The sequence below is a fragment of the Corynebacterium sp. genome (assembly GCF_052107835.1).
GTDB lineage: Bacteria > Actinomycetota > Actinomycetes > Mycobacteriales > Mycobacteriaceae > Corynebacterium.
The window spans coordinates 16,091-34,315 of the sequence record NZ_JBQEDF010000035.1; the positions used below are offsets into that span (position 1 = coordinate 16,091).

The following is an 18,225-nucleotide window of genomic DNA, read 5'->3' on the forward strand; positions in this document are numbered from 1 at the left end:
TCACGCTAAGGTCTATCCTCTCCAACGCACGCCGGGCACCCGCCATTCCCGGCTGTTAGTGTGAGATGTCATGTTCTCCAGACACGGCAGGAAGCGGTCCGGCGCTCATCGGGCCGACCATCCCGAGCCGACACCACAGGTCGAGCGCGTCGTCGATCCGGGCAGCCCGGACGACATGTACCCGCACCTGTCCCGAGAGCGCGCTGACCTGCTGCGCGAGGAGACCATGCGCTTCCTCCACGAGGAAGGTTTCGACACGTCCTGGCGTCCCGACGGCTACATCGCCGCACGCCCCGAGGGCACCCCCGACGCCTCCCCACGGCTCGTGGGCCTGGACAACCTGTCCCTGCAGATCGCCAACGCCGCCGAGGACGCGCCGCCCGAGGAGCTCACCGAGTTCATCAGGAACTTCGTCAGCACCGTTGTCACCGACGTCGATGTCGACAACATCCCGGACGCGGATTTCCTGCGCCAGCTCAAGGCACGGCTGGTGTCCGCCGAGGCGCTGGAATCCATCACTGACACCGCCGACGACAGTTCCACTCCCCCGGTCCCGCCGACCTTCGCCGACGCCTCCCATGACTTCGCCGGCGATCTGCGGGTCGCCCTGGTCCTGGACACGCCGGCCTCGGTGATGACCCTCAATGACGATTCCCTGGCGGCCCACGGCACCGCGTCCCACACCGAACTCGACGACCTCTTCCGCGTCGGCTACCGGAACACCTGGCAGGAGCTCGTCGACGCGAAGGTCGACACCAACCCGATCAAGGGCGAGGAGCCCGGGGCCCGGTTCTGGGTCATCGAGTCCGAGACCTTCTTCCTGGCCAGCGCACCACTGTTCCTCGACGAACTACTCACCCGCTGGGTACCGCAGGTCGACACCTCCGAAGGCGTGATCGTCGCCCTGCCCCACCGGCACCTGATGCTGGTCCGAGAGGTCAGCACCGGCCACGACCTGCTGGAAGGCATCAACACCATGACCTCCGTCGCCCTCACCCAGTTCTCCGACAATCCCGGGCCGCTCTCACCACGGCTGCACCTGTCCCACAACGGCGATTTCACCGCGTTCACCGACATCAGCACCAATGACGACGGTCAGCGGGTGCTGCAGGTGTTCCCCGACGACCACCTGATGGCCCGCCTCAACGACGGCGGCGGCATCGACGACATCGACACCGGGGACACCGACGGGGACGAGGACTAAGGTGGCGCGTCACTCGCATTCGGGACGCAGGACGTCAGGACGCAGGACCGTGGGCCGGCGCAACGCCGTCAGCCGCCGCTCCTTCCTCGCTGGCGGGGCGGGGGTCATCGGGCTCGGCGCAGTCGCCGTCGGCGGCACCATGCTGCTGCAGGACGACGGTGACGGTAGCGGGGTGGGCTCCGGCAACGATCTCCCCGACCGGCCCACGGCGGTCGACCCCGGCCCCCTCCAGCTGCAGGTCGGCGGCAACGACCACCCGGGCCGTGTGACCGTCCTGACAGGTGACGGACGGGAGCTCGTCCACTTCGACGGGTACCGGCTGACCTCCTCGATCGGCACCCGCGAGGCCACGGTCGACGACCCCGGCAACGGCGAACCGGGGCCGGGACCGGTCCGGGTCGAGTTCACGGTCACCGACACCGACTACACCGCGGCGGTCACCTACAGCGCCGATGGCCAGCAGGTCACCGCCGACTGGGAGTTCACCACCCCCGGCACCGGCTTCGAGGACGGTGACGACGGTCGGGCCCTGCTGCGCGGCGGGGGGATCTACCGCACCCTCGTGGACGCCTCCGACGAACAGGAACTCCACGTCCCGGCGACGCGCTGGGCCCGTGACCCCGGTGGTGGCGTCCCCTTCCAGGAACGCGTCACCGAGCTCTACTTCGCGGACTGGGACGCCGGCACCGACTCCGACGGCGCCGAGCAGCGGATCTGCGGCTGCCTGTCGGTCCCGGGCTCCCGCTCGCGCAGCGAATCGATGCTCAACGCCCCTCCCGGCGCACCGGAGGACGGTGACGGCGGCAACGACGGAATCTGGCGGTCGCGGGTTGTGTTCCGCGCCGACCGCGGCGTGGGAACCGCGCGCGACCTCGTGGAATCCGGGCGTCCGATGATCGCCGGGGCGGTCCTCGGCGGGCCCGGGATCCCCGACCCGACCGTCGACATCACAGGTCCGGGAACCTACAACGTGCTCACCGACGGTGGTGAACAGACCTTCACCGTCGGCGTCGCCGGCAGCGGCACCTCCGAAGTCGAGGTCGTCGCCCGCGACTTCACCGGTGAGGAGATCCACCGTTCCTCCCACACCGTGGAGATCGCCGACGGTGACCGTTACACCGACACCGACATCACCATCGACCTGCCCGGGCCCCGCTCCTGGTGCGCGATCGAGGCCACCTGCTCGGACTCCTTCGCCCGGACCGCCGCTGCCGTGTGGCCGGAGTACGGGTACGGTCCGCCGGAACAGTCGATCGTCGGACTCAGTGGCTTCTCCACCGTCGCCTCCGGCTCCCAGTCCGCCGGGCTGGAGTCCCCCGGGGACGAACGGGCGCTGTGGCAGCGCATCGGCATCAAGCACCTGCGCAACCCCTGGCTCACCGCCGAGCAGGCGGAGGACCTGGACATCCGCACAGCAATCCAGCCCGCCGGCGCCCCCGGGAAGTTCAGCGACGAGCGCATGGAGGGCGGCGGCGAGACGTTCACCGAGTGGGCGACATCCAACATCGACCGCGGCGAGGAGGCCGGGGTCGGCCACTACGAACTGCTCAACGAGTGGAACATCGACGGCACCGACTCCACGGAACTCGCCACCGAGTACACCAACGACTGGCTGATCCCCTTCCGCGCCGAGATGAACCGCCGCGGGGTGGACGCGAAACTCATCGCCATGGCCCTGGCCGGCTGGGACGAGGAGTTCCTCGACGCCATCCACGACAACGGGGGCTGGGACACCCTCGACGGTATCGCCGAGCACGCCGGCCGCGGCAACTACGTCGCCGACTACGACGGGGGACGCTGGAACTTCCTCGGCCAGGTGCGCGTGGCCCGGGCCTACCTCGACGGCCACGCGGAACAGGACGGTGGGCCGGATTCCGACGACGCGGTCACCGAGTTGTGGCTCACCGAGTGCTACGCCTGCACCCGGCCGAACGCCTGGTGGTACGACGATGAACGCACCTCGGCGGACTCCGTCCTGCTGTCCCTGATGCTGGCCAAGGCGGAGGGCGCCACCGGGACGCACTGGTTCCAACTCGCCGACGGCCTGTGGCACGACAAGCTCGGCGTGGACCCGGTGGAGAGCGAGTACCACTACGGGCTGCTGCACAGCGACCGCTCACCGAAGCCGTCCCTGCCCGCCTTCGCCTACGCCGCGGAGATGCTCGACGGGGCGGAGTTCCTCGGCTGGGTCGAGTCGCCGCACCCGGACCTGCGTGGGCTGCGTTTCTCCGATTCCGACGGTGACGTGTTCTGGGTGCTGTGGAGCCGGCAGGACGGCTACCTCCACAACCCCGACCACGGCGCGGAGAGTTACTTCCCCCACCCCGAGCCGTGGCTGGTTCCGGAGGGCGGGTCCCTGCAGGTCGCGGTCCCCGGGGTGTCGTCGGTGCACAGTGTGCTGGGCGCCGAACTGGACCTCGACGGTGAACAGTTCACCGTGACCACGTCACCGGTGGTCATCACCGGCGACATCGGGACTGATGTGGTGGAACCGTCCGATGTCAGTGGTGACATGTCCGTGGAACTGACGGACCTGACAGTGGAACGCGATGGGGACACCCTGGTCATCGAGGGCGTCAACGGCACAGGTGGCCGTCTGGGACTCCGCGTGATGGGACGCCAGGTCAACGGCGCCATCGAGGAGGAGTCGGTGATCGTCGGCTCCGGTGACTTCACCGAACGGGTCGAGATGGGCGGGTCGATGCCGTTGGACGAGGCGGTGCCGTGGGCCTCCGCCGCCGGAAGCCCCGCGGAGGGGAACCGCCCGCAGGTCCGTGTCCTTGCCCAGCGCCGTGAGAAGACCGTTCCGGAGGCCGCCGAGTCGCAGGTCTACCGCGCGGAGTACTACCGCAGCGTGTAGCCGCCCTGCCCCGCTCCCCCGCCACTGCAGAAATCCCCACGGCCCGGGGTGCGCTTTCCGGTCGGAATGCGCGCCCCGGGCAGTGGGGATGTCAGGGAAGAACCGGTGGGGCCTACTTGTCGCCGATGACCACCATGGCGCTACGAAGCACACGGTCGCCCGAGCGGTAGCCCTTGCGCAGGACGGTGCCCAGCACCTTGTCGTCACCGGTGGAGGTGTCCTGGACCGCCTCGTGCTGGGACGGGTCGAACTCGTCGCCCTCCTCGCCGAAGGTCTCGACCTTCAGCGAGGACAGGACGGAGTCCAGCTTGTCCGCCACGGCCTTCAGCGGCCCGGTCAGGTCACCGTGCTGCTCGGCGAGGTCCAGGTCATCCCGGACCGGGAGCAGGCCAGCGGCGATCTCCGCCTTGGCGGACTCGCGGATGCCGACCCGGTCACGCTCTGTGCGCTTGCGGTAGTTGGCGTACTCCGCGGTCACACGCTGCAGGTCAGCGGTGCGCTCGGCGAGCTGGATCTCGGCGTCGGAGAGTTCCCCGGAGTCGTCGATGTCCGCGTCCGCGGTGTCGGCGACCCCGTCCTCGGACTCACCGGCCAGTGCCTCGGCAGCCTCGGTACCGTCACCGGCCTCGGTGGACTCCTCGGCGTCGACGGTCTCGGCGTCGACAGCGGGGTCGACGGACTCGGCGTCCGACACGGCGTCCTCCTCCGGGGTGGTCTCGGACATCTCGGGCGAGGTGTACTCCTCGTCGGTCAACGACGGGTCACCGGGGTTGTCGGGCATGGTCACTTGGCATCATCCTCCGACTTGGTGTCGTCCTCGTCCACGACCTCGGCGTCGACGACGTCCTCATCCGCGGACGCACCCTCGGCACCGGCCTCGGCACCTTCAGCGTCGGCGGCCTCGGCCTCGTAGATGGCCTTGCCCATCTCCTGGCTCTCGGCGGACAGCTTCTCGACGGAGTCCTTGACGGCCTCGATGTCGTCGCCCTTGAGCGCCTCGTCGACAGCGTCGGAGGCCTCCTCGACCTTGGTCTTGGTCTCGTCGGAGACCTTCTCCTCGTTCTCGGAGAGGAACTTGCGGGTCTGGTAGACCATGGACTCGGCGGAGTTGCGGACCTCCTGCTCCTCGCGGCGCTTCTTGTCCTCGTCGGCGTGGGCCTCGGCGTCCTTCACCATCTGGTCGATCTCCTCCTGGGAGAGGCCGGAGCCGTCCTGGATGGTGATGGTGGACTCCTTGCCGGTGCCCTTGTCCTTGGCGGTCACGTGCACGATGCCGTTGGCGTCGATGTCGAAGGTGACCTCGATCTGCGGCACTCCACGCGGGGCGGGTGCGATGCCGCCGAGCTCGAAGGAGCCGAGGACCTTGTTCTGCTGGGCCATCTCGCGCTCACCCTGGAAGACCTGGATCTGCACGGAGGGCTGGGAGTCCTCAGCGGTGGTGAAGGTCTCGGACCGCTTGGTCGGGATGGTGGTGTTGCGCTCGATGAGCTTGGTCATCACGCCGCCCTTGGTCTCGATGCCGAGGGACAGCGGGGTGACGTCGAGGAGCAGCACGTCCTTCACTTCACCGCGCAGGACGCCGGCCTGCAGGGCGGCGCCCACGGCGACGACCTCGTCCGGGTTGACGCCCTTGTTGGGCTCCTTGCCCCCGGTCAGGTCCTTGACCAGTTCGGAGACGGCCGGCATACGGGTGGAGCCACCGACGAGCACGACGTGCTCGATGTTCTTGACGTCGATGTCCGCGTCCTTCAGGACGGCCTTGAAGGGCTCCTTGGTGCGGTCGAGGAGATCCTGGGTGATCTTCTGGAACTCGGTACGGGACAGGGTCTCGTCGAGGAAGAGCGGGTTCTTGTCCTGGTCGACGGTGATGTACGGCAGGTTGATGCTGGCCTGCTGGGAGCTGGACAGCTCGATCTTGGCCTTCTCGGCGGCCTCGCGGAGGCGCTGCAGGGCCATCTTGTCCTTGGACAGGTCGACGCCGTTGGCGGACTTGAACTTGTCGACCAGCCAGTCGACGATGCGCTGGTCCCAGTCATCGCCGCCGAGGGCGTTGTCGCCCGAGGTGGCCCGGACCTCGACAACACCGTCGCCGATCTCCAGGAGGGAGACGTCGAAGGTACCGCCACCGAGGTCGAAGACCAGGATGGTCTGCTCGTTGTCGCCCTTCTCCAGGCCGTAGGCCAGGGCGGCCGCGGTCGGCTCGTTGACGATGCGCAGGACGTTCAGGCCGGCGATCTGGCCGGCATCCTTGGTGGCCTGGCGCTGGGCGTCGTTGAAGTAGGCGGGGACGGTGATGACGGCGTCGGTGACGTCCTCACCGAGGTAGGACTCGGCGTCCCTCTTGAGCTTCTGGAGGGTGCGGGCGGAGATCTCCTGGGCGGTGTACTTCTTGTCGTCGATCTCGCTGGTGGTCCAGGAGTCGTCGCCGATGTGGCGCTTGACGGAGCGGATGGTGCGGTCGACGTTGGTCACCGCCTGGTTCTTCGCGGACTGGCCGACGAGCACCTCACCGTTCTTGGCGAAGGCGACGATCGACGGGGTGGTGCGGGCGCCCTCGGAGTTGGCGATGACGGTGGCCTCGCCACCCTCGAGCACGCTGACGACCGAGTTCGTGGTTCCCAGGTCGATACCGACTGCACGTCCCATAATTACTTCCTCCTGTGGTTGCTTGTTAAGTGAGCCGCGCTCAAGTCTGCCCTTCCGGTTTTGAAGAGTCAAACCAAGTTGAGTGCGCTTCACTCAATTCGTTGACATACGATTCAACGGGGCACGGCACAGGGTTGTTCCCGATTCACTCAACTTTTCTCCGCCACCCCCTCCAACCAGTACACTCGTCCCCCATGAGCCTGCAGATGCGCTTCCTCGCCACGTTCTCCAAGCGCGCCAGAAACACGGCGTGGGGATCCGCCGCGACCGTACGCTCACTGATGGCCGAGCCGCCGGAGAAGCGTGGCTCCGACCCGATCCCCCACGAGTTCTTCCAGGTCAACCACGTCGTAACGGACACCGTCGCCACAGACCACGGTGAGTTCACCGTCCACAGCCTGGTTCCCGCCACAGACGCCCCGCGGGACACCCCGTTGGACATCTGCCTCTACGTCCACGGCGGCGGCTACGTCCGCGGACTCTCCGCCCAGCACTGGAAGCTCATCAGCGACATCGCCGGCGCAGGGATGAAGGTCGTGGTCCCGGACTACGGGCTGGCCCCGGAGTTCGAGGCCTCCGCCGCGGCCGGACTGCTCGACGTCATCCACGACCGTGCCGCCGACGAGGCGGACGCCTCCGGGCACCGGGTGAGCCTGGCGGGTGATTCAGCCGGGGCGGGGCTGGCACTGGGGTGGCTCCTCGACCGGAACAGACGGGGCCTCCGCACCGTCGTGGACCGGGCCGCCCTGGTGAGCCCCTGGCTGGACGCCACCTGTTCCACCCCCGGCACCGACAGGTACACCCCCGGGGACCCCTGGCTTCACCCGGACGGGCTCCGCGTTGCCGGGGCGTCCTGGGGACGGGACGTAGGCGTGCGGTCCCCCCTGGTCAGCCCACTCGCGGCGTCCGACGAGCAGTTGGCGTCCCTTCCCCCACTGCGCGTGTGGAGCGGTACCCGGGACGTGCTGCACGCGGACGCTGCAGCACTTGCGCAGCGCACGGGCTGCGGGCTGACCGTGGCCGCGGGCGCGCTGCACAACTACCCGCTGCTGCCTGCACCGGAGGGGAGAGCGGGACGCTCCGACGCCATCCAGTGGCTGACCCTTCCCGGTTCGCGCATGTGAAGGGGGTTAGGATGGACCGCACCCGTTCCACGCTCTGAACGCCGAACAGTTTGACGAGACGAAGAGACCAGATGAGCAATCCATCAGATCCGCACCGCCAGCACGGCGATGACCTCCCGCGCGACACCAGCGCTTTCGAGGACACCGAATTCGCCTTCGGCAGCGATACCGACGGCGATGCCGACAAGGACGGCTTTGCCGCGGAGGCGGAGGCGCCCGGCTCATCTGACGGCGACCACGCCGACGGGGCGAACGGGGACATCGTGGACGCGGAGGTGGAGGATGCGGACCAGCCGGACCACGAGCCGCTGGGATCGACCCGGGACCCCGAGATGACCGGCATCATCCCGGTGATCGACGACGAGCAGATCGAGCAGCGCCGGGCAGACCGGGAGGCGGGTTCCGGCTCTGCTGCGGCAGGCGCATCGGCAGGCGCCGCAACCGGGGCAGCTGCAGGGGCAGCCGCCTCCGCCGAAGCCGCCTCCGCGGCAACCACCACCACCGACGCATCCGAAACCGCCGGGGAACCGGGCGACCCCGAGGAACCCGAGGGCGGCGACGAGGGGGACGTGGAGGACGAGATCGACACCCGCCCATGGATCGCACGGATCCCCGCCTGGGCGTGGATCCTGCTGATCGGGCTCGGCCTGGCCATCGCCGCCGCACTGATCACCATGGGAATCATGCGTACCGGCGACGACGGCGAGAACCGCACCCCGTACTCGAGCGTGGTGCCCAACTACGAGCGTCCCGAGGCGTGGGACTCCGACAACCCCATCCCCACCGCCGAGCCCGGCGCGGGCGGGGGCGAGGGCGCTGGCACCGCGGACGTCCCCGACTACGAACCGCAGGAGCAGTACGTCCCGGAGCAGGCCCCGGTTCCCGAGCAGCCCGAGGCGGACACCCCGGACGACGGGGAGGACGCACCGCGTCCCGATGACGACTCGGACGACGACGCCAACCCGCAGCCCAACCCCCCGGAGAACGGGGGCGATGACCTGCCCGGCAACGGTGGAAATGACGGCAACACCGGTGGCGGAGGCGGCGATGACGGCGGAGACGGCAACACCGGCGACGAGGGTGGCGATGCCGGCGGAGACGACGGTGACGACACCGGCGGCGAGTAGGTTCCCCCACTAATCCGCGGGTCACGTCCCGTCGCCGGGGGCAGGCTGGCACAATTGGCGGAATGAGCACTGCAGAGAATCGTCCACCGGAGCCTCGTTCGCAGCGTCCGCTCCGTCCCCTGGACCAGTCAACGAAGCTCCAGAACGTCCTGTACGAGATCCGTGGGCCGGTCAATGCCGAGGCGGAGCGCATGGAGGCCGACGGCCAGCGCATCCTCAAGCTCAACACCGGCAACCCCGCCGCGTTCGGTTTCGACGCCCCGGACACCATCGTCCAGGACATGATCGCCGCTCTGCCGTTCGCACAGGGGTACTCCCAGTCCAAGGGCATTCCCTCGGCCCGCCGCGCCGTGGTGTCCCGCTACGAGGTCGTCGCGGGGTTCCCCGAGTTCGACATCGAGGACGTCTTCGTCGGCAACGGGGTCTCCGAGCTGATCACGATGACCACGCAGGCCCTGCTCAACGACGGCGACGAGGTGCTGATCCCCGCCCCGGACTACCCGCTGTGGACCGCGGCGACGACCCTGGCCGGCGGCAAGCCGGTGCACTACCTCTGCGACGAGGAGGCCGACTGGGAGCCGTCCATCGAGGACATCGAGTCGAAGATCACCGAGCGCACCAAGGCGATCGTGATCATCAACCCGAACAACCCGACCGGTGCGGTGTACAGCCGCGAGATCGTGCAGAGGATCGTGGACATCGCACGCGAGCACTCACTGCTGCTGCTGTCGGACGAGATCTACGACAAGATCCTCTACGACGATGCCGTGCACGTGAACACCGCCGCCCTGGCCCCCGACCTACTGTGCATCACCTTCAACGGCCTGTCGAAGGCCTACCGCGTGGCCGGCTACCGGGCGGGCTGGGCCGTGATCACCGGGCCGAAGGACCATGCGTCCGGTTTCATCGAGGGCCTGACGTTGCTGGCGTCGACGCGCCTGTGCGCGAACGTTCCCGCCCAGTACGGCATCCAGGTCGCACTGTCCGGCCGGCAGTCGATCGACGAACTCGTCCTGCCGGGCGGGCGCCTGCTGGAACAGCGCAATGTCGCCTTCGAGAAGCTCAACGAGATCCCCGGCATCAGCGTGGTCAAGCCGATGGGCGCGCTGTACGCGTTCCCGCGGATCGACCCGAACGTCCATGAGATCCACGACGACGAGCAGTTCATGTTCGACCTGCTGCGCTCCGAGAAGATCCAGATGGTGCAGGGGACGGGCATGAACTGGCCGACCCCGGACCACTTCCGGGTGGTCACCCTGCCGTGGGCCAGGGACCTCGCCGAGGCGATTGAACGGTTGGGCAACTTCATGGCGTCGTACCGGCAGTAGGACGCGGGAGCAACCATGAGGTTCACCAGACGACTTCCGCTCGGCGCCGTTGAGACACTGTTCGCGGCCATCATCGCCGGCGCCGAGCTGTGGATCATGAACGAGGAACTGACGGTTCTGGCAGTGGCCGTCGCCGTCCTGATGGTGGGCCTGGTGGCGATCACGGCGCGTTACCCGGTGCTCGCGTCCCTGCTGTCCCTGTTCCTTCTGACCTCAGCATTCGCACTGGGCGAGCTGGCTCCGATCTTCTCTCTTTTCCTGGCAGCGCTCGTGCTGGAGATCGTGGTCGCCCGCGGGCAATTGACGATCGGTATCTTCCTGGCGCTCGCCCAGTGGGCGTTGTCCACCGTGGACCCGGTCAATCAGATACTCGTCACCGACCCGATGTCGCTCGCCATGGTGGCTTTTGTCCTCATCGTGGCCTACATGATCGGCTGGAACCGTCACAACAACCGACGACGGCAGCAGACACTGCGCAATTCGCTGGCGGAACAGGAACGCGAGCAACGTCTCGAGCTTGCCCGGGAGCTCCACGATTCGGTGGCCACGTCACTGACCAGCGTGGTCATGCGCGCCCAGGCACTGACACTCCTGCCCCCGGGACAGGAGGAGCAGCACGCCAGGGAGGGGCTCGAGGAGATCTCGGATTCCTCCCGCAGTGCGCTCGACCAGCTCCGGACCATGCTCCGCCTGCTCAACGAGGAACCGAGCAGCCCGGCCTTCCGTGCCCGGGCGGACGCACCCCCGTTGAAGCGCGCCCTCTCCAATGCCGCCAAGGAATTGAAGGCCCATGACCTGAAGGTCGTCACGAAGTTCGATCTTCCCCGGGACGTGGCGCGGGTGGCGAACCGTAGCGATGACAAGGAGGGGACCTGGGAGTCGGACCCCTGGTTCGACCGGGATACCGTGGCCAAGGTGCTCACGGAAATGGTCTCCAATGCCGCGAAGCACTCGACCCGGCACTCGACCGTCATCTTGGACTGTCATGTGGAGGAAACGTGCCTGGTCCTTACCATGACCAATGAAGTTGCTGTCCCTGCGCTTGCCACCGACGATTCCTCCCTGTCCTCGGGTCTTGGGCTCGGGTCGATGCAGGCGCGAGCCTCCAAGGCCGGCGGGGTACTCCTCACCGGTCCCGTGGAGCCGGAGGACATGAACAACGGACACCCCGATGCCGGAGAAAGTAATGCTCCCCTCTGGCGGACTGCACTCCGACTGCCTATTGTTGTTAGCGAACCTTGACCGGAGCACAACAGGCACCGGTCATCACCTCTCACGATGACAACGAGGAGATCTCCATGAACGCTGACCGTACCCGTTCCATCCGCCGCCGCTTCTTCGCCGGGGCCGCCACCATCGCCCTGACCGCCGGGCTCGGTGCCGGAGTCGCCTCTGCCGAGGCCACCTCCACCACGACCACCGCCGCAACGTCGAGTTCGGTTGATACCAAGCGCGCGCCTGCCGACGTGTTCAACTGCAACGTCTTCCCCAACCTCTGGTACTGCCGCTAAAGCGCCGTGAGCCCCTCCCCCATCCGCCTGCTGATCGTCGATGACGATCCGCTGGTGCTGTCCTCCCTACGGCTGTACTTCGGTGCGCCCGCAGCGGAGAACATCGAGGTCGTCGCGGAGGCGTCGACCGGACAGGACGCCGTGGACATCCTGTCCGCCTCACCACCTGCCGAGCACATCGACGTGGTGATGGCGGACATCCACATGCCCGGGATGAACGGGGTGGAACTGCTCAACCGGGTCCGGGAACTCACCGACCCACCGGAGTTCGTGGCCATGACCGCCCTGGACGAGGAGGAGACAATGCTCTCGATCCTCGCGCAGGGCGGTCGCGGCTACATTCTGAAGAGCTCACGCCCCGAATTCATCATCGACACCGTCCTCGCCGCGATGGGGGGCGGGACGGTGGTGAGCCCCCAGCCGGCATCGAAACTAGTGCAGCACCTGTCGGGCGGGACCCATGCGGCCTTCCCCGGAACGCCCTCGCCGTCGGCGTCCCCATCGGCCGCAGCGACACCGGTCCTCGATGAGATCGAACGCCCGGAGCAGGACGCGGAGTCCGCCGCGCCAGAGCTACCGGGGAACCACCTCCCCCGCCTGTCCCGTTCGGAGGAGCGTGTCCTGGCACTGCTGTGCGACGGACTGTCCAACTCCGAGATCAGCCGGGAGACCGGGCGCTCCGCCAGCGCGGTGAAGAAGCAGATCTCACATCTGCTGGGGAAATTCGGCGCCAGCACCCGCGTACAACTCGCCGTCCTGGCGGTGGAATCCGGATTCCACCCCGACGACGCCCGCTAACGGCGCCGCGGAACCCGCAGTCTCCGCGGAAGGTGCTGCGGCGGGAACGTTGCGTCCCAGCCCCCGGTAACTCCACCCCGCCGCGATCCACTCCTCGGCGGGCAGGCAGTTGCGTCCGTCAAGCACCACCGGGCGCGCGACCAGGTCCCGGGCGGCCACCGGGTCAAGTTCCCGGAACTCCCGCCACTCCGTCGCGACGATGACGACCTCGGCGTCCACCAGAGCCTCGTCCGCACTGTCGGCGTAGTCGAGTGTGGGGAACAACCGGCGGGCATTGTCGTTGCCCATCGGGTCGTACACCCTCACCTGGGCGCCCGACAGGGACAGCGACCCGGCGACGTTCAGCGCCGGGGAGTCGCGCACGTCGTCGCTCTCCGGCTTGAACGTCGCGCCGAGCACCGTCACCCGGTGGCCGAGGACGTTCCCGCCGCAAGCCTTGCGGGTGAGGTTCACCAGCTTCTCCCGCCGGCGCATGTTGATCGAGTCCACCTCCCGGAGAAAGGTCAGGGCCTGGTCGGCGCCGAGTTCGCCGGCACGCGCCATGAACGCGCGGATGTCCTTCGGCAGACAACCGCCGCCGAACCCCAGCCCGGCATGCAGGAACTTCGCCCCGATGCGCTCATCCATGCCGATCGCCGACGCCAACCGGGTGACATCCGCACCGGAGGCCTCGCAGACCTCGCTGACCGCGTTGATGAAGCTGATCTTGGTGGCCAGGAACGCATTCGCGCTGACCTTCACCAGTTCGGCGGTGGGCAGGTCGGCCAGCACGAAGGGGGTGGTCTCCAGGCAGTCGGCGTAGACCTCGCGAAGGACGTCCTCCACCTGCCCGGCGGAATCGGTACCCGGCTCAGCGACACCGACGACGATGCGGTCCGGGGCGAGGGTGTCGCGCACGGCGCGGCCCTCGCGCAGGAACTCCGGGTTCCAGCAGACGTCGATCCTCTGGGCGGGGCCGTCGGAGGCCAGCGCATTCACCCGCTCCTGCAGGTGGGCGGCCGTGCCGACCGGCACGGTCGACTTGCCGACCAGGAGGTGGTCGCCCGCGAGCAGGGGGACGAGTTCGTCGACCACGGCGTCGATGTGCCGGGTGTCCGCCCGGTAGGACCCCTTGCGCTGCGGGGTTCCCACGCCGATGAAATGGACGCGGCCGTGGGACGCGGCTTCGGCGTAGGACGAGGTGAACCGCAGTCTTCCTGCGGCGATGTTCCGGGCGAGCAGCTCGTCCAACCCCCGCTCGTGGAACGGGGCACGTCCGTTGTTGAGGGTCTCCACCTTGGCGGCGTCGACGTCCACACCGAGGACGTCGTGGCCGAGTTCGGCCATGCATGCCGCGTGGGTTGCTCCGAGGTAACCGGTTCCGAAGACGGTGAGCTTCATGGTCCCCATGTCTAGCACCCGGGCATGGACACGCGGTTGTCGGACGGTGATCATGCGGTGAACGTCACCCGGACAGTTCGGTAAGGCTGGCCCAACGCTCAGGGTCGGCTATACTTCCCCGCATGTCGTTTCCGCGAAATCCCTCCCGCGCACTGCTCGCATCGTTGACCGCCGTCTCCATCGTCGCAGCCGCCCCCGGCATCCCGATCGCCGCGGCCGGGACAGCGCCGCCGGACGCACAGAGCGCCGCGTCCCACGCCTCCGGCCACGGTTCCATCGTCACCCAGGAACCACTCGACGACGACCTCGTGGTGTCGCGGGCGTCCCGGGGCTGGCTTTTCGAGTACCGGACGTCCGGACCCCAGGGGCAGGACGCCACCAGCCTCGGCACCCTCTACCTGCCGCAGGGCGAGGTGCCCGAGGGCGGCTGGCCGGTCGTCTCCTACGGCCACGGCACACAGGGACTCGGCGACGCGAACGTGAGCTACACCGGCTGGGTCGGGGAGGACAACAGCGGCGACCAGTACATCGGCGAATGGCTGGACGAGGGATTCGCCGTCGCCGCGCCGGAGTACGTGGGCCTGGGCACCGACGGAGTGCACCCGTACCTGAACACGCACAGCGCGGGTGCGGCGATGATCGACATCGTCCGCGCGGCGAACACCGTCACCGACGACGTGTCCACGACCTTCGTCACCAACGGCTACTCCCAGGGCGGGCACGCCTCCGTCGCCGCCGCGGGCATGGTCGACTCCTACGCCCCTGAGCTGGACCTGCGGGCGGCAACCGGTGGAGGGGTCCCCGCCGGAATCGCGGACGAGATCACCAAGGTCGCCCCGTGGATGCAGGTCAACCAGCCGGACCTGATGACCTACCTCGCCTACGTGCTGGCCGGGTTCCGCGCCTCCTACCCGGATTTCCCGCTCGACGACTACCTGACCGGTGCCGGACGCTCCCTGGTGGATGCCGCCGAGGAACTCAACTACGTCGAGATGGCGGAGGAGATCGGATAGCGGACCGCCGGGTCACTGGTGACGAAGCCGCTGTCGGAGGGGCCGCTGTACGGGGCACTGGTGCATCACCTGAACCTCCCGACCTCCGGGTGGGGCGCACCGGTGTTCATCTACCAGCAGGAATTCGACATGGTGTCGCTGAAGCCCTACACCGACAACTTCGTGTCGAAGGCCCGGGGGAACGGTATGGACGTCACCTACCGGGTCGACAATGACCCGGCCGGCCACGCGGGGTGGACGGACGGCCTACCGCAGGCGCTGGAGTTCGCCTCCTCGCGGGTGTAGGTGTCTTCCGCGGCGAACCCGGAGAGGTACTGTTGGCATCCATGACACCGAGGCCGAGCGATTTTTCCGAGACGCCCGACCCCGGCACGGACACCGACTCCGAGGCCCCCGACACCACCGGCCCGGGTGATGATGAATCCGAACGCCTCCCCTCCCTGTGGCTCCCGCTGCTGAACACCTACCGGCGCCGACTGAGCTACACCGGCATGATCGCCGCCACGGTCTTCCTCTTCCTGTCGATGGCCCCGTCCCTGCTGCCACGCGGCCCGTTGTTCCAGGGGATCGTCAGTGGCGCGGCCGGAGCTCTCGGGTACATGCTCGGCGTGTTCGCGTCCTGGCTGTTCTGGTTCATGCTGTCGAAGGAGAGGCGCCGCCGGCCTCTCTCGTGGGCGTGGTGGCTGCCCCTGGGTCTCGTCGCCGTTGCCGGGACCGTGTTCATGCTGGTCCAGTTCATGCACTGGCAGGACGAGGTCCGCGACCTGGTGTCCGTCGACCGGTTGTCCTGGACCGCGTACCCGGTCATTGTTCCGGTCGCGGTCATCGTGTTCGCCGTACTGATGCTCGCGGGCCAGGGGTGGGGCTGGATGACCCGCTCGATCTTCGCGGCGTTGAACCGGGTGGTCCCGCCGCGGATCTCCGCCGTCGCGGCCGGCGCCCTGATGGTCGTGGTCACCGTCTTCATCGCCAACGGTGTGGTGGCCACCTACTCCATGCAGGCACTGAACGCGATCTTCGCCGCGACCAACACGGACACCGAGGAAGGCTCCGAGCAGCCGACCACGTCCTACCGCTCGGGCGGGCCGGACTCACTGGTGTCCTGGGAGTCACTGGGGCGGGAAGGGCGCAAGTTCGTCTCGCACGGCCCATCCACCGACGCCCTGGAGCAGGTCAACGGAGGGGCCGCCACCGAACCGGTCCGGACCTTCGTCGGCATGGAGGACACCGACGATGACCTGCGGGAGAACGCGGACCTCGCCGCAGAGGAACTGGTCAGGGCCGGCGGCCTGGACCGCGAGGTCATCGCGGTCGGCTCAGCGACCGGGTCGGGGTGGATCAACCAGGCATCCGTCGCTTCCCTGGAGTACATGTACAACGGCGATGTCGCCACGGTCTCGATGCAGTACTCCTACCTGCCGAGCTGGTTGTCGTTCCTGGTGGACAGTGACCGCGCGCAGACCGCCGGCACCGCATTGTTCGAGGCAGTGGACGAGAAGGTCCGCGAACTGCCGGAAAACGAGCGCCCCAAGGTCGTCGTCTTCGGCGAGAGCCTGGGCTCCTTCGGCGCGGAGGCCGCGTTCGGGACGGTACCGACGCTGGCCGCGCGGACGGACGGCGCACTGTTCTCCGGCCCGACGTTCAACAACGAACTGTGGCGGGAGATCACCTCGCAGCGGGACGCCGGCTCACCGCAGCGCCTGCCGGTCTACGAGGACGGTGAGCACGTGCGGTTCATGTCGTCCGCCGATGACCTGGACACTGAGGGCGGGAACGGGGATCTGGGTCCCTGGGAGATGCCGCGCACCGTGTACCTCCAGCACGCGTCGGACCCGATCGCGTGGTGGTCGCCGTCGATGATCCTGGAGGAGCCCGACTGGCTCCGTGAGAACGCGGGGCCGGACGTGGTGGACTCCATTACCTGGATCCCCTTCATCTCCTTCCTGCAGGTCTCTGCGGATATGGCGGTATCGCTGGACGTGCCGGACGGGCACGGCCACAACTACGTGTCGGACATTCCCCGGGCGTGGGCGGAGATCCTGGAGCCGGATGGGTGGACGGACGAGAAGACCGAGGAGATCATCCCTCTGCTGTCGCGGAGCGGGGGCGCGGACCCCGACGACTGACTCCCGGTCCCCGCAACAGTGACGCCGTAGGAACACGGCAGAGACACAGCAGTGCGTTGCCATGGATCTCCAAGCAAGGGTTCGTAGATTGAATGTCAGCGCCTTCGGAGGTCACCAAGACTTCACGATCATGGTGGTCACCGGAGCCAACGCGAACATCATGATCTGGCACTTCCCTTTCCGCGAAAGGATTCGTATACGGCAGCTGAGCATTCTCCTCTTGAAACGTCAGCAGTGAGCCCCCGGCAGCGTCCGTCGCTACCGGGGGTGAACTGTGTCCGGGGAGTGTGCCGCCGTCTACCTGCGGAAGTTCAGGTACGCCTTCGACGGCGTGGGGCCGCGCTGCCCCTGGTACTTCGACCCGAGCGGGCCCGAACCGTACGGCGACTCCGCCGGGCTCGACAGGCTGAACAGGGCGAGCTGCCCGATCTTCATGCCGGGGTACAGCGAGATGGGCAGGTTCGCGGTGTTGGAGAGCTCCAGCGTGATGTGCCCGTTGAACCCCGGGTCAACGAAACCGGCGGTGGAGTGGGTCAGCAGGCCGAGGCGCCCCAGGGAGGACTTGCCCTCGAGCCGGGCGGCGAGGTTGTCCGGCACGGTCACGAACTCCAGCGTGGAGCCCAGGACGAACTCGCCGGGGTGGAGGATGAAGGCCTCGCCGGCCACGCCACCTTCACTGACCGGGGTCCCGTCCTCACCCTGCCCGCTGCCGACCTCGACGAGGGTGGTGAGGTCCTCCTGCGGCTGACGCGGATCGATGTGCGTGTACTTCGAGTTGTTGAAGACACGGAAATAGCGGTCGAGGCGCACGTCGATGCTGGAGGGCTGGACCAGTGCCGGATCGTAGGGGTCCAGGGCGAGGTCCCCGGAGTCGAGTGCGGCGCGGATGTCTCGGTCGGATAGAAGCACGTCACTTACCCTAGCTGAACTGCGGACGACACAGGCCACGCAGGACGCATTGTGGGTGGTCCACGGGTGGTGTGACAGGACGCCGCGGCCTTGTGTTAGAGTTTTCCCCAGTGCACATCAGGGGCCTCGGTGGGGCCCGGACGTGTGCGATCGCCGATGTAGTTCAATGGTAGAACATCAGCTTCCCAAGCTGAATACG

The 18,225-nt window shown here is 67.9% G+C and carries 15 protein-coding genes; 11 read left to right on the forward strand and 4 right to left on the reverse strand.

All coding sequences use genetic code 11. From position 1 onward, the window contains the following. Positions 1 to 70: 70 nt before the first annotated feature. Together ACTIL2_RS09650 and ACTIL2_RS09655 are read left to right on the forward strand one after the other, a co-directional pair. The gene (locus tag ACTIL2_RS09650) at positions 71 to 1,204 is read left to right on the forward strand and encodes a hypothetical protein (RefSeq protein ID WP_442337251.1); all 1,134 of its coding nucleotides are present in this window, start codon (positions 71 to 73) and stop codon (positions 1,202 to 1,204) included. A 1-nt stretch (position 1,205) separates the two neighbouring features. Next, positions 1,206 to 4,064 carry a hypothetical protein gene (locus ACTIL2_RS09655; protein WP_442337252.1) on the forward strand — a complete coding sequence of 953 codons (2,859 nt, stop codon included), beginning with the start codon at positions 1,206 to 1,208 and terminating at the stop codon, positions 4,062 to 4,064. A 112-nt stretch (positions 4,065 to 4,176) separates the two neighbouring features. Here the strand turns inward: ACTIL2_RS09655 and grpE are convergent, their stop codons facing one another. Then, positions 4,177 to 4,845, reverse strand: coding sequence for a nucleotide exchange factor GrpE (gene grpE / locus ACTIL2_RS09660; protein ID WP_442337265.1), 669 nt, complete (start codon positions 4,843 to 4,845; stop codon positions 4,177 to 4,179). A gap of 2 nt (positions 4,846 to 4,847) precedes the next feature. Beyond that, complete coding sequence (gene dnaK, locus ACTIL2_RS09665; protein ID WP_442337253.1) at positions 4,848 to 6,710, reverse strand: molecular chaperone DnaK; 1,863 nt, start codon at positions 6,708 to 6,710, stop codon at positions 4,848 to 4,850. 194 nt (positions 6,711 to 6,904) lie between these two features. Between dnaK and ACTIL2_RS09670 the strand changes: the two genes are divergently transcribed. The 6 genes from ACTIL2_RS09670 to ACTIL2_RS09695 all read left to right on the forward strand — a co-directional run bounded on the left by ACTIL2_RS09670 (position 6,905) and on the right by ACTIL2_RS09695 (position 12,598). Beyond that, the gene (locus ACTIL2_RS09670) at positions 6,905 to 7,834 is read left to right on the forward strand and encodes an alpha/beta hydrolase fold domain-containing protein (protein WP_442337254.1); all 930 of its coding nucleotides are present in this window, start codon (positions 6,905 to 6,907) and stop codon (positions 7,832 to 7,834) included. 71 nt (positions 7,835 to 7,905) lie between these two features. After that, on the forward strand, positions 7,906 to 8,961 hold the full coding sequence (locus ACTIL2_RS09675) for a hypothetical protein (protein ID WP_442337255.1): 1,056 nt from the start codon (positions 7,906 to 7,908) through the stop codon (positions 8,959 to 8,961). Between the two features lie 62 nt (positions 8,962 to 9,023). Beyond that, positions 9,024 to 10,289, forward strand: coding sequence for a pyridoxal phosphate-dependent aminotransferase (locus ACTIL2_RS09680; RefSeq protein ID WP_442337256.1), 1,266 nt, complete (start codon positions 9,024 to 9,026; stop codon positions 10,287 to 10,289). Positions 10,290 to 10,304: 15 nt separating this feature from the next. Beyond that, positions 10,305 to 11,531 (forward strand): sensor histidine kinase, encoded by a 1,227-nt coding sequence (locus tag ACTIL2_RS09685; protein WP_442337257.1) that lies wholly within the window; start codon positions 10,305 to 10,307, stop codon positions 11,529 to 11,531. 56 nt (positions 11,532 to 11,587) lie between these two features. Next, complete coding sequence (locus tag ACTIL2_RS09690; RefSeq protein ID WP_442337258.1) at positions 11,588 to 11,800, forward strand: hypothetical protein; 213 nt, start codon at positions 11,588 to 11,590, stop codon at positions 11,798 to 11,800. Positions 11,801 to 11,806: 6 nt separating this feature from the next. Continuing rightward, the gene (locus ACTIL2_RS09695; RefSeq protein ID WP_442337259.1) at positions 11,807 to 12,598 is read left to right on the forward strand and encodes a response regulator; all 792 of its coding nucleotides are present in this window, start codon (positions 11,807 to 11,809) and stop codon (positions 12,596 to 12,598) included. On the opposite strand, the gene ACTIL2_RS09700 is transcribed toward ACTIL2_RS09695, so the two are convergent. Further along, positions 12,506 to 13,978: a UDP-glucose dehydrogenase family protein gene (locus ACTIL2_RS09700; protein WP_442337260.1), complete on the reverse strand. Its 1,473-nt coding sequence runs from the start codon at positions 13,976 to 13,978 to the stop codon at positions 12,506 to 12,508. The genes ACTIL2_RS09695 and ACTIL2_RS09700 overlap by 93 nt on opposite strands. 122 nt (positions 13,979 to 14,100) lie before the next feature. Here ACTIL2_RS09700 and ACTIL2_RS09705 point away from each other — a divergent pair, with 122 nt between their 5' ends. Genes ACTIL2_RS09705 through ACTIL2_RS09715 form a run of 3 tightly spaced genes read left to right on the forward strand, consistent with a single transcriptional unit; the run spans position 14,101 to position 17,117 of the window. Continuing rightward, positions 14,101 to 14,991, forward strand: a complete 891-nt coding sequence (locus tag ACTIL2_RS09705) for a lipase family protein (RefSeq protein ID WP_442337261.1) — start codon at positions 14,101 to 14,103, stop codon at positions 14,989 to 14,991. Positions 14,992 to 15,009: 18 nt separating this feature from the next. Further along, positions 15,010 to 15,276: a hypothetical protein gene (locus ACTIL2_RS09710; RefSeq protein WP_442337262.1), complete on the forward strand. Its 267-nt coding sequence runs from the start codon at positions 15,010 to 15,012 to the stop codon at positions 15,274 to 15,276. 41 nt (positions 15,277 to 15,317) lie between these two features. After that, entirely contained in the window at positions 15,318 to 17,117 is a 1,800-nt protein-coding gene (locus tag ACTIL2_RS09715) for an alpha/beta hydrolase (protein ID WP_442337263.1), read from the forward strand. A 297-nt stretch (positions 17,118 to 17,414) separates the two neighbouring features. Here the strand turns inward: ACTIL2_RS09715 and dcd are convergent, their stop codons facing one another. Then, positions 17,415 to 18,026, reverse strand: coding sequence for a dCTP deaminase (gene dcd / locus ACTIL2_RS09720; RefSeq protein WP_442337264.1), 612 nt, complete (start codon positions 18,024 to 18,026; stop codon positions 17,415 to 17,417). Positions 18,027 to 18,225: the final 199 nt, after the last annotated feature.

Excerpts from the sequence above, each read along its gene's own strand:
- ACTIL2_RS09685 (WP_442337257.1), top strand. The coding sequence starts at position 10,305 with ATGAGGTTCACCAGACGACTTCCGCTCGGCGCCGTTGAGACACTGTTC.
- ACTIL2_RS09690 (WP_442337258.1), top strand. The coding sequence starts at position 11,588 with ATGAACGCTGACCGTACCCGTTCCATCCGCCGCCGCTTCTTCGCCGGG.
- ACTIL2_RS09700 (WP_442337260.1), bottom strand. The coding sequence starts at position 13,978 with ATGAAGCTCACCGTCTTCGGAACCGGTTACCTCGGAGCAACCCACGCG.
- ACTIL2_RS09680 (WP_442337256.1), top strand. The coding sequence starts at position 9,024 with ATGAGCACTGCAGAGAATCGTCCACCGGAGCCTCGTTCGCAGCGTCCG.
- ACTIL2_RS09670 (WP_442337254.1), top strand. The coding sequence starts at position 6,905 with ATGAGCCTGCAGATGCGCTTCCTCGCCACGTTCTCCAAGCGCGCCAGA.
- ACTIL2_RS09675 (WP_442337255.1), top strand. The coding sequence starts at position 7,906 with ATGAGCAATCCATCAGATCCGCACCGCCAGCACGGCGATGACCTCCCG.
- ACTIL2_RS09650 (WP_442337251.1), top strand. The coding sequence starts at position 71 with ATGTTCTCCAGACACGGCAGGAAGCGGTCCGGCGCTCATCGGGCCGAC.
- ACTIL2_RS09715 (WP_442337263.1), top strand. The coding sequence starts at position 15,318 with ATGACACCGAGGCCGAGCGATTTTTCCGAGACGCCCGACCCCGGCACG.
- grpE (WP_442337265.1), bottom strand. The coding sequence starts at position 4,845 with ATGCCCGACAACCCCGGTGACCCGTCGTTGACCGACGAGGAGTACACC.
- ACTIL2_RS09705 (WP_442337261.1), top strand. The coding sequence starts at position 14,101 with ATGTCGTTTCCGCGAAATCCCTCCCGCGCACTGCTCGCATCGTTGACC.
- dnaK (WP_442337253.1), bottom strand. The coding sequence starts at position 6,710 with ATGGGACGTGCAGTCGGTATCGACCTGGGAACCACGAACTCGGTCGTC.